This is a genomic window from Bacteroidales bacterium (assembly GCA_016707785.1).
Classification (GTDB): Bacteria; Bacteroidota; Bacteroidia; order Bacteroidales; family UBA4417; genus UBA4417.
The window spans coordinates 1-15,329 of sequence record JADJGZ010000025.1; the positions used below are offsets into that span (position 1 = coordinate 1).

Annotated in this window: 16 protein-coding genes; 8 read left to right on the forward strand and 8 right to left on the reverse strand. The window is 38.8% G+C overall.

Translation table 11 applies throughout. From position 1 onward, the window contains the following. The 8 genes from IPH84_13740 to IPH84_13775 all read left to right on the forward strand — a co-directional run. Positions 1-443: hypothetical protein (locus IPH84_13740; protein ID MBK7174262.1), on the forward strand; the 443-nt coding region annotated here is incomplete at its 5' end. A gap of 43 nt (positions 444-486) precedes the next feature. Next, complete coding sequence (locus tag IPH84_13745) at positions 487-645, forward strand: hypothetical protein (protein MBK7174263.1); 159 nt, start codon at positions 487-489, stop codon at positions 643-645. A 219-nt stretch (positions 646-864) separates the two neighbouring features. Then, positions 865-1,758: a formylglycine-generating enzyme family protein gene (locus IPH84_13750; GenBank protein ID MBK7174264.1), complete on the forward strand. Its 894-nt coding sequence runs from the start codon at positions 865-867 to the stop codon at positions 1,756-1,758. A 220-nt stretch (positions 1,759-1,978) separates the two neighbouring features. After that, entirely contained in the window at positions 1,979-2,695 is a 717-nt protein-coding gene (locus tag IPH84_13755) for a fibrobacter succinogenes major paralogous domain-containing protein (GenBank protein MBK7174265.1), read from the forward strand. A gap of 558 nt (positions 2,696-3,253) precedes the next feature. Continuing rightward, positions 3,254-4,363 carry a Fic family protein gene (locus IPH84_13760; GenBank protein MBK7174266.1) on the forward strand — a complete coding sequence of 370 codons (1,110 nt, stop codon included), beginning with the start codon at positions 3,254-3,256 and terminating at the stop codon, positions 4,361-4,363. 281 nt (positions 4,364-4,644) lie between these two features. Continuing rightward, positions 4,645-5,118 carry an SRPBCC domain-containing protein gene (locus tag IPH84_13765; protein MBK7174267.1) on the forward strand — a complete coding sequence of 158 codons (474 nt, stop codon included), beginning with the start codon at positions 4,645-4,647 and terminating at the stop codon, positions 5,116-5,118. A 289-nt stretch (positions 5,119-5,407) separates the two neighbouring features. Beyond that, positions 5,408-5,953 carry a GNAT family N-acetyltransferase gene (locus tag IPH84_13770; GenBank protein ID MBK7174268.1) on the forward strand — a complete coding sequence of 182 codons (546 nt, stop codon included), beginning with the start codon at positions 5,408-5,410 and terminating at the stop codon, positions 5,951-5,953. Between the two features lie 268 nt (positions 5,954-6,221). Continuing rightward, positions 6,222-7,091, forward strand: coding sequence for a hypothetical protein (locus tag IPH84_13775; GenBank protein MBK7174269.1), 870 nt, complete (start codon positions 6,222-6,224; stop codon positions 7,089-7,091). 62 nt (positions 7,092-7,153) lie between these two features. Here IPH84_13775 and IPH84_13780 read toward each other — a convergent pair whose 3' ends face one another. From IPH84_13780 to IPH84_13815, 8 genes are all read right to left on the reverse strand, one after another. Beyond that, complete coding sequence (locus IPH84_13780; protein MBK7174270.1) at positions 7,154-7,666, reverse strand: ATP-binding protein; 513 nt, start codon at positions 7,664-7,666, stop codon at positions 7,154-7,156. A gap of 87 nt (positions 7,667-7,753) precedes the next feature. After that, positions 7,754-8,350, reverse strand: coding sequence for a hypothetical protein (locus tag IPH84_13785; protein ID MBK7174271.1), 597 nt, complete (start codon positions 8,348-8,350; stop codon positions 7,754-7,756). 62 nt (positions 8,351-8,412) lie between these two features. Beyond that, complete coding sequence (locus tag IPH84_13790) at positions 8,413-8,763, reverse strand: VOC family protein (GenBank protein MBK7174272.1); 351 nt, start codon at positions 8,761-8,763, stop codon at positions 8,413-8,415. A gap of 231 nt (positions 8,764-8,994) precedes the next feature. Continuing rightward, positions 8,995-9,594 carry a hypothetical protein gene (locus IPH84_13795; protein ID MBK7174273.1) on the reverse strand — a complete coding sequence of 200 codons (600 nt, stop codon included), beginning with the start codon at positions 9,592-9,594 and terminating at the stop codon, positions 8,995-8,997. Between the two features lie 134 nt (positions 9,595-9,728). Then, the gene (locus IPH84_13800; protein ID MBK7174274.1) at positions 9,729-10,151 is read right to left on the reverse strand and encodes an SRPBCC domain-containing protein; all 423 of its coding nucleotides are present in this window, start codon (positions 10,149-10,151) and stop codon (positions 9,729-9,731) included. Between the two features lie 781 nt (positions 10,152-10,932). Next, positions 10,933-12,045, reverse strand: a complete 1,113-nt coding sequence (gene menC, locus IPH84_13805) for an o-succinylbenzoate synthase (protein MBK7174275.1) — start codon at positions 12,043-12,045, stop codon at positions 10,933-10,935. 69 nt (positions 12,046-12,114) lie between these two features. Next, positions 12,115-13,641: a hypothetical protein gene (locus IPH84_13810; GenBank protein MBK7174276.1), complete on the reverse strand. Its 1,527-nt coding sequence runs from the start codon at positions 13,639-13,641 to the stop codon at positions 12,115-12,117. A gap of 101 nt (positions 13,642-13,742) precedes the next feature. Next, complete coding sequence (locus IPH84_13815) at positions 13,743-15,257, reverse strand: NAD(P)H-hydrate dehydratase (GenBank protein ID MBK7174277.1); 1,515 nt, start codon at positions 15,255-15,257, stop codon at positions 13,743-13,745. Positions 15,258-15,329 lie beyond the last annotated feature (72 nt).

Sequence of the window (15,329 nt, forward strand, 5' to 3'; positions counted from 1 at the left end):
CAGGACTTCTTGGATTTCCTGGTTGTAAGGGTCAAACAAAGTCGACCGGCAAATTTCATAAACCTACATTTCAGGAACAACTTGATACTTTTAAAGAGCTCGGTTTTAATTTCAATCAAGGCATAGATACTTCTGATATAAACCGTTGGCCTGAAGGTCACAAAGAATTTGAAGACCAACCCTATCACTTGATGTATAAAACGCTCGGACAGACTATAGAGAGGGATCCATGGACACCTATAACTAATAAATGTTGGGATTTTGACCTTGAGGCAATTGATGACCACGGTGCCTATGTTGGCATTATGGAAAATATTTCAAGAATTACAAATGGTGACCTGGTGTTTGAAAATCTAAAAGACTATGTAGATATTGAAGAAAATAATAACTTGGTTTCTTTACATGTGAAGGTGATAATTACAAGTGGATTTTTAAAAAGTTGATAACGATTGGGCAGACATTGATGTATTTGACAAGGTTCAAGAATTGGCAGTTAAATACAAAACAAAAGGACGATTTACATATTTCAATACTGGTGGACAAGATTTTGTGCTTGGTTATTACACAAATGAAGAACTTGAAATGATAAAACAGAAAACAGGACTTGAAATAGAATGGCTAAATGTAAAAGGACAAATGTATTAATAAGAAAAAGTGCTGCTGCTAACAGCACCTGCCCGCCACCAGGCTTTCGCATGTGCTTCTCTTGAAAACTATTACTAAATTCGTGTTCTGTGCTTTTGGGGACGTTGGGTGAATAAAAACCTGTCAGCGGGTAGCTGCGGAACATTATCAAACTTAATAAAAGAACAGCATAAAGCAATGAATTAATGATCTTTAATATTGATTTCTAATTTATATGGCATGAAGAACAAAATAAGTACTTTATTAAGCCCATTTGTAATAATTGGAGTGGTGTTGATTCTATTAGCAGGTTGTAATAAGGAAGCTAACAACAATCCTGAGCCTGTAAACATTGCCAAGGTACAAATACCAGCTGGCACTTTTACCATGGGCAGTCCTTTATCCGAAGTGCTTAGGCAAGTGAATGAAACACAGTATCAGGTCACGTTGAGTGCTTTTCTCATGAGTAAGTGCGAAATAACCAATGCCGAGTATGCTGCATTCCTAAATTCCAAAAGCATCGACAGCACTGGATTATATTCTGCAGGGCAATATCCGGGAGAAGTCTTAATTTATGCCAGCAGTGGAAGTTTCGACTGGGGTTTGCATTGCATCAACGGACAGTGGAGAACAGTAGAAGGTTACGAAAATCACCCGGTAATAAATGTAACATGGTACGGGGCTGTCGAGTTTGCGACATATGCAGGCGGCACTTTACCCACAGAAGCACAATGGGAGTATGCCTGCCGTGGAAATACTACCACACCTTTCTATACAGGTGATTGTTTGAGCACTTCGCACGCTAACTTTGACTGGTCTTATCCTTACGACATGTGTATTGACACTATTTCAGCCTATCCAAACAAAACAACAGCAGTTGGCTCATACGCTTCAAATGCTTATGGCTTGCACGATATGCATGGCAACGTTCGGGAATGGTGCAGTGATCTTTATGATCTTTACCCAACTACAGCGCAAACAAACCCAACAGGAGGTATCTATGGCCTCGAACGTGTGACTCGGGGTGGCAGCTGGTACAACTACCCCTGGATTTGTCGTTCTGCACATCGCCATAGCAATGAGCCGTTCGCGTATGGCACCCTTATAGGTTTTCGGATAGTCTTCGTTCCTTAGTTCAAACACGCCGCAGGATAATGGAAACATTGAAACAGCAAGCTTAAAAAATACCAAGATACAGAAAAATGTATTTACAAGATTTATTAGCCTCTGTATTTCGAAAATTGAGTGATGATTTTTGTAGATTTAATGTATTATCAAATAGACATTCAATCAGAATTGAAGTTCAAAACTTTAGTATAAAATAAGAGTATATACCTTTATTAATTAAATCAATATGAAAAAAATACTGCGAGTGTGGATCTGCCTCATAGCTGTTTTGGGAGTGATGATGGCACTTTCAAACAGTTGTAAAAAAGACAAGGAAAATAGCAACAACAATCCTACTGTTACGGATATTGACGGTAATGTTTACCATACTGTGACCATTGGCTCGCAGACATGGATGGTTGAAAATCTGAATACTTCAAGATACCGGGATAGCACTTTGATTCCAAATGTAACTGACAACCTGGCATGGATTAGCCTTACAACAGGGGCTTTCTGCGATTACGAAAACTTACCTTCAAATTCCAAAACTTATGGTAAGTTGTACAACTGGTATGCTGTTACTGATTCCCATAATATTTGCCCCATTGGATGGCATATACCTTCGGATGCAGAGTGGACCACACTCACTGATTTTTTGGGAGGTGAAAACACAGCAGGAGGTAAGCTAAAGGAAGCGGGCACAACTCATTGGCAAAGTCCTAATTACGGTGCTACGAATGAAAGTGGTTTTACAGCCCTGCCCGGTGGCCGCCGAAATAGTGATGGCTCCTTTGAGAATCCTTTGAATAAACAAGGTATTCGGTATGATGGTGCATGGTGGACTTCAACACTATTCGGCATGCATAGTATTTGGTACCGCTCCTTAGGTTATAGTGGCATTGGTGTAGGCAGAAATGATTTCATGGAAACGAATGGGTTCTCTATACGTTGCATCAAGGATTAATTTAGATGCTGAAGTGGGTTTTCGTAGATTCACAAACAGAAAAGATCGTTATAAAGAGAACTAAAACAAGTTAGGTCTGCTAAATCGTAAAAGAAAGAATTACATTGGTAATACAGACTTAGCTGCCGTTGCGTTGTCCGGACACATATAGCTAACCTCACTTAGCCAAGGCGCCCAGGTAGGAACATTATTTAAAATTCTCTTTAATCCTCATTTTATCTTCAATATCCTTGTCGTTTATATGATACATTCAAGGCAATGATTGCCTTTTAAAACACATTTTTATACCTGCTGGCACTCATAAAACTATATGGAAACTCTTACAACCTGATTCACTTTTTACAGACTTTTATCCACTAAATCTCCAATTTCCTTAATCTTAAGCAGGTAATCGGAATAAAGACCAAACTTGGGTTAGGTTTTTAGACGAACTGACGTTACCTTCAAGCATAAACGAGCATCGTGCAACGAATTAAGAAACTTTTCAATGCAAATAATGCAACGATAATTTGAAGTTGCAACGAATATAATGTATATTTGTTGCAAATTATAAGACGAATGGGGTATTATATACATCAGAAAGACAATTGGCCAAATTTCACATGGAATAACGACGAGCTCGTCAATCTGTTAAGTGATGCGAGAAATCTACAAGGACGATTAATAGGGAAAATGGAGTCTCTGGGTTTTGAATTAAGAGATGAAGCTTTACTTGAAACTTTAACTTTGGATGTATTGAAATCTGCAGAGATTGAAGGAGAACTATTAAATCCTGAGCAAGTGCGTTCGTCAATTGCTCAACGATTAGGAATTGAATTCGCTGGTGCAATTCTATCAGATAGGAATGTAGACGGGATGGTTGATATGATGATTGATGCTACCAGAAATTGTTTTAAACATTTAACAACAGAGAGACTCTTTGATTGGCACGCAGCATTATTTCCGATGGGACGAAGTGGGATTTTCAAAATTACTGTTGCTGATTGGAGGAAAGATACATTTGGACAAATGCAAGTTGTATCAGGTGGTGCGGGAAGAGAAAAAGTTCATTTTCAAGCTCCCGATGCTGATTTAATCGAAATGGAAATGAACCGTTTTATAAAATGGTTTAACGAAGAAAATAAAATAGATTTAGTAATAAAAGCTGCAATTGCTCACCTTTGGTTTGTGACAATTCATCCATTTCAAGATGGTAATGGGCGAATTACAAGAGCCTTAAGTGATATGTTATTAGCTCAATCGGATAAGAGTACACAGCGATTTTATAGTATGTCTGCTCAAATTAGAGTAGAAAGAAAAGAATACTACGAGATTCTTGAAAAAACGCAAAAAGGAGACCTTGACATATCCGAATGGATTAAATGGTTTTTAAGCTGTTTAATTAATGCTTTAAAAGCAACCGATAATATTCTTACCCGGGTTTTGTTAAAAGCAGATTTCTGGAATAGAAATTCAAAAACTATAATTAACGAGAGACAAAAGAATATATTAAACAATATACTGGATGGATTCGAAGGTAAATTGACTTCAAAGAAATGGGCTAAGATTACAAATTGTTCAAAAGACACAGCAATTAGGGATATTAATGACTTGATTAGTAAAGATATATTGCAAAAAGATTCAGCAGGAGGAAGAAGTACAAATTATGAATTGAAGATTATGAAATAAATGCCTGCAGGGAATAAGTAGGACTCTGAGCCCTTAAGTTTCGGGATTGAACTACATCCCCTGCAGGGCTACTTATTTAATGATGGTGAAACCTCTTTAGCTCTTTTAATTTTTTGGTTCCCTGGTCAGGTTTAACTTCAAATTTTGGATTCTCATAGGCATTCCCTTAACTTTTTAGGCAGACTGACGTTATAGTCAATGTCAAACGACTGCTAAGTATGACGGGAAATAACAACTCGATCTTGATAGCTATCGGGATAATTTAAACAAACATTAACATTATGAAAAAGTTACAATTCAAAGTAAGCATCAATGCACCTGTGACCAGGATTTATGATATTATGCTTGGCATCAGCAGCAAATCAACTTATGAGCAATGGACTTCTTTGTTTAATCCGACATCGACCTATGAAGGAAGTTGGGACAAGGGAAATAAAATACTGTTTATTGGATTAGATGAGAAAGGAGAGAAGGGAGGTATGGTTTCAAGGATAGCTGAAAACATTCCAAACCGATTTGTTTCGATTCAACATTATGGTCTTTTTAAAGCTGACAAGGAAATTACAGAAGGACCAGAAGTGGAAAAATGGGCAAACGGATTTGAAAACTATACCTTCGAAGAAAACAATGGCACCGATAGCTATCGGGGTACAACCGTTATTGTTGACCTGGACAGTGCAGAAGATTTTGTAGATTATATGAACGAGGCCTACCCACAAGCACTCGATAAGTTGAAAGAGCTTTGTGAAGAATAATAATCACAGCCTATAACTGCACCTTCAGGAAATTGGCACTTCAGTGGTTAAATGAAGTTCAGTTTTTCAATCAAATTTTATCAAGGTTGACTGTTCTCTTCTCCATAATCGCTTACTTCTTATAGTTGCATAACATGAAACTGTCTGAATACCTCCTTAGCTCCCTCAATTTATTGGATACCTCTTCGGGTTTAATTGTAAATATTTGATTATCAGAGGTATTAAATTTGCTTATTAGACAAACTGACATTGTGTGCTATTTGAAAAAATCCCCACAAACAATTGTACAATGATATTAGAAACAAATCGACTAATAATCAGACCAATAAGTCATCAAGATAAAAATGAAATATTTGAATACCGGAGCGACAAGGAGACAAACAGATATCAAGGATGGATTCCCGAAACGATTGATGATGTAGCAACCTTTATTGAAAAGACTGCAAAAAAAATTAATGAAAATGAAACTTGGTTTCAATTAGTCATCATTGAGAAAGAAACTCAAAAAATAATTGGCGATTTAGGCCTCCACTTTTTCGATCATGAAAATAAACAAGTTGAAATAGGATGTACCTTACACAAGGATTTTCAAAATAGAGGATATGCAACAGAATCGGTAAAAAGAGTTGTTGACTATTTATTTAATGATTTACACAAGCATCGGATTATTGCATCAATAGACCCTGAAAATAAAAACTCTATACGGTTGGTGGAAAGAATTGGCTTTAAGAAAGAAGCACACTTCGTTGAAAGTTTATTTATTAATGGAAAGTGGGTCGATGACTTGATATACGCTCTGCTTGAGAAAGATTGGGAAAAACTAAATTCACAATGATCAATATATAAATGAACAGAAACAGCATACAACACCGCATCCAAGTTTAACAACCTCTTTATCTTCATTTAGCGTTCGGTATTTTTTCACAAGGTTTTTCAGGTCCTTTAGAAATTCAGTTATCTATCATACTCTATCCCTTTAAGTCTGTAACTTGCTTAGACTTCTGATAAGAATATTTTAATCTGTTGTAAGGGTAAACGAGGTTCTGATTGTCTTATAGAGGTAGACTTCCATTTTTAGTATTTATCCATCAAATCCTTTGCATATGTTTTTCAATATTCCGCTTCGAATCCTTTCCAGGAAGTTATTCCCTGCTTGTATGGGATTATTACTGATGTTTGGACTGTTCATGCTTTCCTGTCAAAAAGAAGAGATACAGATTAACACTCCAAATGATACCACAACCCTCAACCGGGGCAGCCAGCAGGATAACAGCCGCAGGCACCGGCCCTCTGGAAGTGAAGGGGATACAACCTTGATTACCTACGACACCATTATTCCGGGGCCTGAGATTACCCTTGGAGTGAAGGATTCCATGCAGGGGAGCTTGGTTGACCGTGATTTATATGCCCATGATTATCAGCGCGATGTTCTTGGTATTGATGTGAATAGCGATAATGAAACCGATATCATCCTGGAAGTTTCATACAGCCCGGCTTCTATGGGTACATCGGAGAGAAAAACGTCTTCAATGAGAGCCGCTCATGATAAAATATCCTTTTTTGGAATTTTTACCTTTGATTCAATATTCACTTATATTGATACCAGCGGATTTGATATCAACATGTTAAGTACCTGTCATTTTTCAGGCGCTTCCGATGATACTTTAGTCAGCAATGAATTTCATTGTAAAAATCTCTTGTATCTGGATAAGCTTCATTCGGCAGATTCCTTTGCTTCTGATTCAGTTTCATTTATCTATTCAGAGACAGGTCACGGTTACAATATTTTCGGGAATTATAGTGTATATTGGAATAAGGTATCAGACTGTTATTCACTTCCTTATGGTGAGAATATTTATTTGGGATTCAAATATACTGACACGATTGAACGACTGGGCTGGATTCAGATAAAACTGATTTCTTCGCGGGAAATGTTTGTGAATGAATGGGCGATTCAAAGATTGCTATGGTAAAAAGTATTAATGGGAGTTTAGCCGGACTTTTTATGAAAATAGCTCAACTATAGCTTAATAAGTCATGAAGTAATTCTACTAATTACCTGGTCCCGTCGATTCAATAATGAACCGTTGACTTCAATAGTTTCAATACCAAAAGTCCAGACACTTTCTTTTAATATCTCATTAACCCTGTTTCTAAGTTCTGGCAAATCAAAATCCTGGCATATTATCAAATCCGGCTCCTCTATCGGGATAAATACAAGAAGGTCGATTTTCGAAATGAAACGTTCAACTTTATTATAAAGGGTCCGAATGTTTATTGTCTCATCAATGGCCTGAATATAGGCAAGGAGGTCAACGGGACATCGGTCGAAAATTACATTGTCATCACTGCTGGAAATTTGTTTAGCTGAATACTCAAGTTGTTCTAAATAATCATCCACATTGGGACTTTCTGCAAATTCGTAGCCTGCTTCTTCCAACTCATAATAGGGCTCCATTCTGAATTCATAGCCGGCAAGAGTCTCCTGAAGTATTTCCACCAAGGTTGTTTTACCTACCCGATGTGCTCCTGTGATGGCTATTTTCATGGAATATGTTGTTTTATACCTTATCTAAATTGTTTGCCAATTTGTAACTCAGTATATCCTGGTACAACTCATTCAAATCAGGATCTGTCAAGCATTAGTTTTAGACTGAAACTTTTCACCGAGGCGAAATTGTACAAGTGTATAAATCAATATGTTAAGCACAAGAATATAAATGATAAACCCACTGTTCGCAAAAGTGAATGTTGATAAGGTGAGCAGAGTAAAAATCACACCAAAAACAGTTGCAATCCAGGGCCAGGCAATTTCGGTATCCGGAAATTTGTACGCTTTAACAATTGTTGGAATGGCAGCAAGTGCATCTGCCACAATGCTGCTAAGGATGGCAATATTACCCACTTTTGTGATCATCCATAAAACCAGTCCCACTACAGAAAGTACTCCACATATCAAATCAAACTTAGTGAGTTTCCATTCTGCTTGTTTATTTACAAAAGATGCAATAAATACTGTTAAAGGCAGAAATCCGGTACTAAAGGTCATTAAAGCTTCAAGACCAACTCCCTGCTCAATTTGGGCAAAAAAAGCTATAAATGGCACAACTGCCCATAATAAAAAGGAAACTCTGTTAGGTCTGACTTTACCTTTCACGGTCTTTATAAGGTACACAACAGAACCTATTGTGCCCAGAAGAGTTCCGACTATTACGAAGTTACTATGAAGCATAAAAAGATATTACCCGTATTTTAATGTGATTCCTTTCTTCCTTCTTACAGTTTTGGTAAACGTTATAAACTTTGTCCAAATGTCAGCAAATTATTGTCAGGGTCCAGAAGGGCAAATTCTTTTTGCTTCCAGGGTTTGATTTGTAAATTGCCATTTGGATGAATGCTGGTTTTATTGTCGAGCAACGATTGATAAAGCTTGTCAATATCATTAGTCCTGATATACACCTGTCCATAATTTTCCTTTGGGTCAAGTTCAGAAAACTCAAAAAAATGAATTTCAAGATGATCCCTTCCAAGGATTAAATAATCATTGAATTCGCCAAGCAGATTGAAACCCAACTGGTTTATGTAAAAATCCTTTGTCAGGGTTTTGTTTCGCATGGGTAGTTTCGGGATGATATTCGTGAGCATAGTTGATAGATTTTCAGTGATTTAAATGACATGGTTTAATAGTGATTGTCCTTTACTATTCTACCCTAAGAACATAGTAGTTGTATCAGCCAGGAATTTTAAAATCAGGATTCCAGTCAAATCAATAGGTAAGGGCTTCAAAGGTCAGCCTGGTGACTTTGGTTACTAGCTTGAACATATTAACTTTTAAAGCAATGAGTTTGTTTTTGAATGCAGGCTGTTTTATGGTCTTTACTTAATCCTCTCTTTCAGTGTAAATTTCCTGTGGCCTAAATTATATTCAACTATCCCGTTTTCTGCACTCCAAATAATTTCATTCATGGCCTTTTCTTTATTAACGGCGGATTCATTGTTACATTTGAAGACAATGATATCATCGTAGGATCTGTTACCAAGGGTTCTTTTTTCGTATCTGAAATCAGCTACATCATTATTCCTGCTTTCAAAATAGTATCCATAGGGTTGGTACGAAATATCAATGGTTGTATTGCTGTGATTGGCATCCAGAACAATTATTGACTGCACACTCGAATGGAAAGTAGTTCCCATGGGATTTGTATAGAGGTCAGGGACACTGGCCTCAATTACGATTTTCTCGTGATAGGGAGAAAATATAGCAAGATGATCTTCCGGATTATTATAGCGTACAACTTTTAAAATTTTCAAGGTATCCTGATTGCCATTTTCTTCCTGGAACAGGTAAACCTGGCCAGGCTTGTAGGCAATCCAGTCTTGTGCTTTTTTGCCTACTGAGTAATGTTTGCAGGAAAGGAATAGTTGGATCAGAATAAACGAGATAAGAAACAAAGGGAATTTGTAAGTCGTTTTCATTTTAGCCTAGGGTTCATGAAGTTAGCATCCTATGACCTTGTTTATTAGAAAGAATCAATTTGATGTTTCGCATGAATTTTGTCATGTGTATTCAGACGAGCAGAATTAAGTATGCCTCCATCTGGAATGGCAATTTATTTCCCACAAACTTCTTCTGTAAGTCTGTCAAGGTTTTGTTCATTACTTGGTATAACTATATGTGCTACCTGTTCAGCGACTTCAGCATTGTCAAATTCCTGATTCCACAGAACCAGGGTGCCTTTCGCAGAATTTGTAAGAGAGATGGTCAAAGTAAACCTGGGTTCTGAAATATGCCTGATGACAACTTTTTCGTTTGGAATAATCTCAGCAAATTCCGAATCATTTACATAATTTACACCATCAGGCCCATGCATTATAAATGACCATTTCCCTCCGGTTATAAATTGAAACTGGCTAAAAGTATTGGTGAATCCAGCAGGCCCCCACCATTTTGCAAGTCTTTCAGGATGGCTGATTGCGGCGAAAATATTCCCTGGAAGAGATGGGATTTCACGAGAAGTACTGAATGTTTTCATTCGTTTAATTATAATTTCTCTTTTGTTAAAAACCTTTTTAGGAGGAAATCTGCACTGCGAAAGTATTGAGTTTTATATGACAGTAAGTTGTTAGACCCGATAAGCAATAACGTTCCGCAGCTACCCGCTGCCAGGCTTTATTCAACAATCTTTAGGACAGAACACTAATCTTAATAGTATTCAAGAGATGACAGCGTAAGCCTGGTAACGGGTAAGTGCTGTTTTGCACTATTGGATCTTCATTAGTAAGTAGAAGTAGCAATCCATAATCTGTCCATTAAATTTTAAATCCAGTTCGTTGATTTTATCTTTCTGAAAATCGTTCAACTGAATTTCTGGCAATTTCCTTATGTGATCCTTGTAATAATATTTTCAACTAATTCTTAAAGTATTTGACGTAGCTGTTTAGAAAACTCCAAAGTTTTTATGTCGTGTTCGGGTTTGTCAAAAGAATTTGTCTCATTTTTCATCTTTATTGAAATGAAAACTTTCAAGATCTTGTTTTCTAAAAATGACTAGAAACTATTCCTCTGGGATGTATGTTATTAGTTCTAACAGACCTAATGGTAGAATAACATGTTTAAGCATGCCACTTAAATAAGTTGTGCCTTTAACAACTATCAACAAATGATGATTATTCAAAAATTCCATTTGATCTTGAGATATCTTTCTATATTTCTCAAATTGACTTAGCCCTAGTGAGTGCCAAAGATTAAAATATTAATGTGTTTTCAAACTTGTCTTATTGTTTCTTTCATCTGTAACTCACCTCAACATCCTCCTACAAAACCCTGAACTCCTTCTTCTTTACCGTTACCTTCTCCAGCATCGGCATATTTACATCCACTCCAATCCCCGGTTTTACAGGAACATCCATCGTTCCATCAGGATTTACAACAAATTCAGGATCTACAATGTCTTCCTTGTAATAGCGCTTGCTGGCAGAAATATCACCGGGCAGGGTGAAATTGGGCAGACTGGCAAGGGCTACATTGCCTGCACGGCCAATGCCTGATTCAAGCATTCCTCCATGCCATACCGGAATATTCATGGATGCACAGTAATCATGGATCAGTTTGGATTCAGTAAAACCTCCCACACGCCCGGGTTTGATATTGATAATACCACAGCTTTTTAACTCAATGGCTGCCCTCGTATCATCCAGCGAATGAATGCTTTCATCCAGGCATAGGGTAGTCCTTATCTGCTTCTGCAGTTTGGAATGGTCAAAGATATCTTCATAACCCAGCGGTTGCTCAATCAAAGAAAGATTGTAATCATCCATCTTTTTAAAGAGTTCAACATCCTCCAGGGTATAGGCCGAATTGGCATCTACCTGCAGCATAATATCCGGGAAATTCTTCCTGAGTGCCTGCACAAATTGTATATCCAGCCCCGGGGAAATCTTGATCTTGATTCTTCCATACCCTTCGGCCAGGTAACCTTCCACTTTTTTAATCAGCTCATTCTCCGACGATTGTATTCCAATACTTACTCCTACATTCACTTTATCACGGGTGCCACCCAGCATCTTTGATAGGGAAATTCCCTTCGATTTGGCAAAAGCATCCCAAAGAGCAGCTTCAATCCCGGCTTTGGCCATCATATGCCCTCTCACCTTGGAATACAATCCAATCGCCTCATCCACATCTTTCAGGTCCTTCCCGAGTATCGACGGAATCAGGAAATCTTCGAGTATATGCCAGGCTGTTGTTACGGTTTCATAGGAATAAAAGGGTGTACCCTCGGCTACACTTTCGCCCCATCCGGTTACACCTTCGCCATCTACCCTTACAATGATGTGCTCTTCGTCATATTCGGTCCCCATGGAGGTGACAAATGGACTTACCAGGACCATCCTGATATGTCGGAGTTCGATTCTGTCAATTTTCATACTATGGATTTTTTAAAAATGATCTGATTATTTGATAATTGGTAGGTTATTCGATTATTTGCTTGGTGTTTATTTTAGCAACCTGATAATAGGGAAATATTCGCCTTTTCTTATCAAGTGAGCAAATTTACTATAGGTAACAAGTCCAAGCATGGACTGCGGCTCAAGTGCCAGGCAGATCATGCTTCCTTTTAACTGCGAGGTTTCCAGGACAAAATATTGGCCTTCAAGGTTTTCTGAATGGATATCATGGATTTCAACTTTCGGATTCACCGTTATATCTCCCTCAAAATCAATGGAATCGATGCCAGTTATAAAGTATTGCTGCAGCTTATCCGATTTCCCTGGCTTATAGGGTGCCAGGTTCAGATGATGCCTTTCAGCCCATTCCAGCAATTCCTTGTTTTGTCCGGGCAGGAGGTAGGAGTGGGGAATCCTTACACTTAGGGTAGAGATCACTTTGGGACGATAATCTTTGATCAAAACAGTTGAATCCTTTCCTGTTTTCCAGGAATAAACCGGTAACTCCAGGAAGCTTCCATCTGCTACATGGTCTGAATGCAGTGCAATTTCAGTGTGGCTATTGCTGCCGGGCAAAATCAAACGCTCTTTCCGGACCAGTTTCCTGATTTTAGAGGAGTTTTCTTTAACAAACAGCAATAATCCCATCATCCCTGCTTTCTGTCCTTCCGAACGACGCCTGATGTTATCCTTGAAGTTATCTTCTCCATTCATACCTTCCTGGATAAAGGCAAGTGTGTTGAGAATGCCAAGGCTTTGCCGGCCATCATTGATATCGAAGGTGCTATGACGGGTATAGCCTTGCCCGGGGGGATCTCCGGGTGAATATTCAAAGGATGAGAACCCTTGTTTCTTTAGATAATCAAGGATATATGGCAGGTATTTGTTTTTCGAAAAAGTCCTGATTTTCCCTGAAACATCCAGGTTAGTAGTGGTACCGATTGTAACCTCTGAATTCTTCCGGAACCCTATGGTCTTCCATTCATCACCATAAGGAGAATATTCATGGACATCCATGCTGACTTCAAACAGGTAGGTATCAAAGAAGGAATGCAAAGCTTGCGTCTCCGGCTCAGTGAGAATCATGTGATTACGGTTCAGGTCCATGCTGTTGGCATTTCTTCTCCGGTTGGCTTCTGATCCATCCGGGTTCATCTGTGGAATTAGCGCCAGGTCCATCCGCTTGAATAATTCCCGATGTTCAGGTTTTGCCAGTTCCGCTGCAAGAAGCAATGCCCCTTCTTTACCGGATTGCTCATTCCCATGTTGTTGCGCAAAAATCAATACCTTAATTTTTGTGACATCTTTTCCAAATTCTCCATCTGAGAATAGTAAGGCATAGATGTTACGACCTTCCACAGACTTGCCAATGACCTTACGTTCAATGAACTCAGAAGATTTATCCAACTGCTCCACGAATTCAGATAATTCATTGTAGCTCGTAGGCTCGGTCCAGCCTTTTTGAACAAGCGGTGTAACTAATGGCTGGGCTTCAATGAATGAAGGAGTCATAGCAAGTATAAAAACAAGAAAAAATATCAATAAGAGGTGTTGTTGTTTCATGGAAGGATTCAAGGTTTATCCTGGTTCAATAGGACTCAGTTCAAATAGGTTGTTAATTTATGTGTTACTATAGATAATATGGGGTAGGATACTTTTAATTAGCTTGTTATGAATTATTCAGAATCATAAATGGTATCCTGGAAAGCGGGTCCAATATGGTTGATGATATCTCCTGCCAGAAGGGCTTCCTGCCCGGTTTTAAGGCTTGCCAGGTCACCTGCATGTCCATGAAGATATACGCCCAGGAGGCAGGCATCCAGTGGAGAATAATTTTGGGCAAGCAATCCTGTAAGGAGTCCGGTTAATACATCGCCGCTTCCCCCCGTGGCCATCCCGGGATTACCGGTTGGGTTGAAGAAATAATTTCCTCCGGGGGTACAAATGATGGTAAATGCCCCCTTGAGAATGATATAAACTTTTTGTCGTAAAGCATAATCACCCAGAAGATCCAGTAGCTCAAATCCATTGTTCCATTTTCCTGCGAGCCTTTCAAATTCCTTTGGATGCGGGGTAAGGATACTTCCTGCCGGGATAAATGCTTGCCAGGTTTTTTGTTCCGCCAGGATGTTCAGTGCATCTGCATCCAATACCAGGGGCACTTTGGCTTCCTGCAATAACAAACGGATGGTATTATGCGCTTCCCTGGATCGTCCGAGTCCCGGCCCTGCTCCAATGGCGGAGTAGGGCGACAGATCCGGTATCCTGGAACAGTCGTTTTGTCCCGGATCCACTGATATCATTGCTTCATGTACTGTTGATTGCAGAATCTCATATCCACAAACCGGCACATGAGTGGTGAGTAACCCCACTCCGGATCGAAGGCATGATTTGGAAGAGAGAATAGCTGCACCTATTTTCCCATGGCTTCCGGCAATCAGCAGCGCATGGCCATAGGTTCCTTTATGAGAAAAACGTTTCCTTGGTTTTATGATCTCCCGAATATCCTGCTTTGTGAGGAAATAATGATTGCAAGCCTGATTCCTGATAAATTCTTCATGCAATCCAATAGGCAGAACCACCCAATCACCCACAAGGAGTTCATTCTCACTGAGAAAGAAGGATAATTTCGGGAACTGGAAACTTAATGTATAATCAGCATGAACTACAGAAGCTCCCGGTCTGATGGCTTTATCGGCAAATAACCCGGAAGGGATATCAATGGAAATCACAATTGCCTGTAATTTGTTGATATGATTAATTACCTCTCTTTCGATGCCTTCAACCGATTTGGAAAGTCCTGATCCGAAAAGTGCATCAATGATAATATCCCCTGGTTCGGGTGAAAAGTGTAGTCCATCCTGCAGAAATACAGGTTCAAGGTCCAAACATTTAAGCTTTTTTAGGTTAATGCTAAAATCAGGGGAGTATTTTTCTTTGTCTGATGGAATACATACCTGGACCTCAAATGAAATATCATGGAGCATCCTCGCCAATGCCAGACCATCGCCACCATTATTCCCCGGACCACAGAAAATATAGAACCTGGGCGTTCGGCCTGATAACTTTCGAAGAATCCAATCGTAACATCGGCTGGCTGCCCTTTCCATTAAATCAATGGATGCAACTGGTTCATGGGCTATTGTATAGGCATCAGCCTCTCTTACTATTCCGACAGGGAAAATCTTGATCATAACTCCTTTTTACCTTTCAAAGATAACAAATGACTAGATTTTTTCAGTGATTACCTATCGAATCATTTG

Bases quoted from the DNA above. Each gene is read 5' to 3' on its own strand.
- IPH84_13750 (MBK7174264.1), top strand. From the start codon at position 865: ATGAAGAACAAAATAAGTACTTTATTAAGCCCATTTGTAATAATTGGA.
- IPH84_13755 (MBK7174265.1), top strand. From the start codon at position 1,979: ATGAAAAAAATACTGCGAGTGTGGATCTGCCTCATAGCTGTTTTGGGA.
- IPH84_13760 (MBK7174266.1), top strand. From the start codon at position 3,254: ATGGGGTATTATATACATCAGAAAGACAATTGGCCAAATTTCACATGG.
- IPH84_13765 (MBK7174267.1), top strand. From the start codon at position 4,645: ATGAAAAAGTTACAATTCAAAGTAAGCATCAATGCACCTGTGACCAGG.
- IPH84_13770 (MBK7174268.1), top strand. From the start codon at position 5,408: ATGATATTAGAAACAAATCGACTAATAATCAGACCAATAAGTCATCAA.
- IPH84_13775 (MBK7174269.1), top strand. From the start codon at position 6,222: ATGTTTTTCAATATTCCGCTTCGAATCCTTTCCAGGAAGTTATTCCCT.
- IPH84_13780 (MBK7174270.1), bottom strand. From the start codon at position 7,666: ATGAAAATAGCCATCACAGGAGCACATCGGGTAGGTAAAACAACCTTG.
- IPH84_13785 (MBK7174271.1), bottom strand. From the start codon at position 8,350: ATGCTTCATAGTAACTTCGTAATAGTCGGAACTCTTCTGGGCACAATA.
- IPH84_13790 (MBK7174272.1), bottom strand. From the start codon at position 8,763: ATGCTCACGAATATCATCCCGAAACTACCCATGCGAAACAAAACCCTG.
- IPH84_13795 (MBK7174273.1), bottom strand. From the start codon at position 9,594: ATGAAAACGACTTACAAATTCCCTTTGTTTCTTATCTCGTTTATTCTG.
- IPH84_13800 (MBK7174274.1), bottom strand. From the start codon at position 10,151: ATGAAAACATTCAGTACTTCTCGTGAAATCCCATCTCTTCCAGGGAAT.
- menC (MBK7174275.1), bottom strand. From the start codon at position 12,045: ATGAAAATTGACAGAATCGAACTCCGACATATCAGGATGGTCCTGGTA.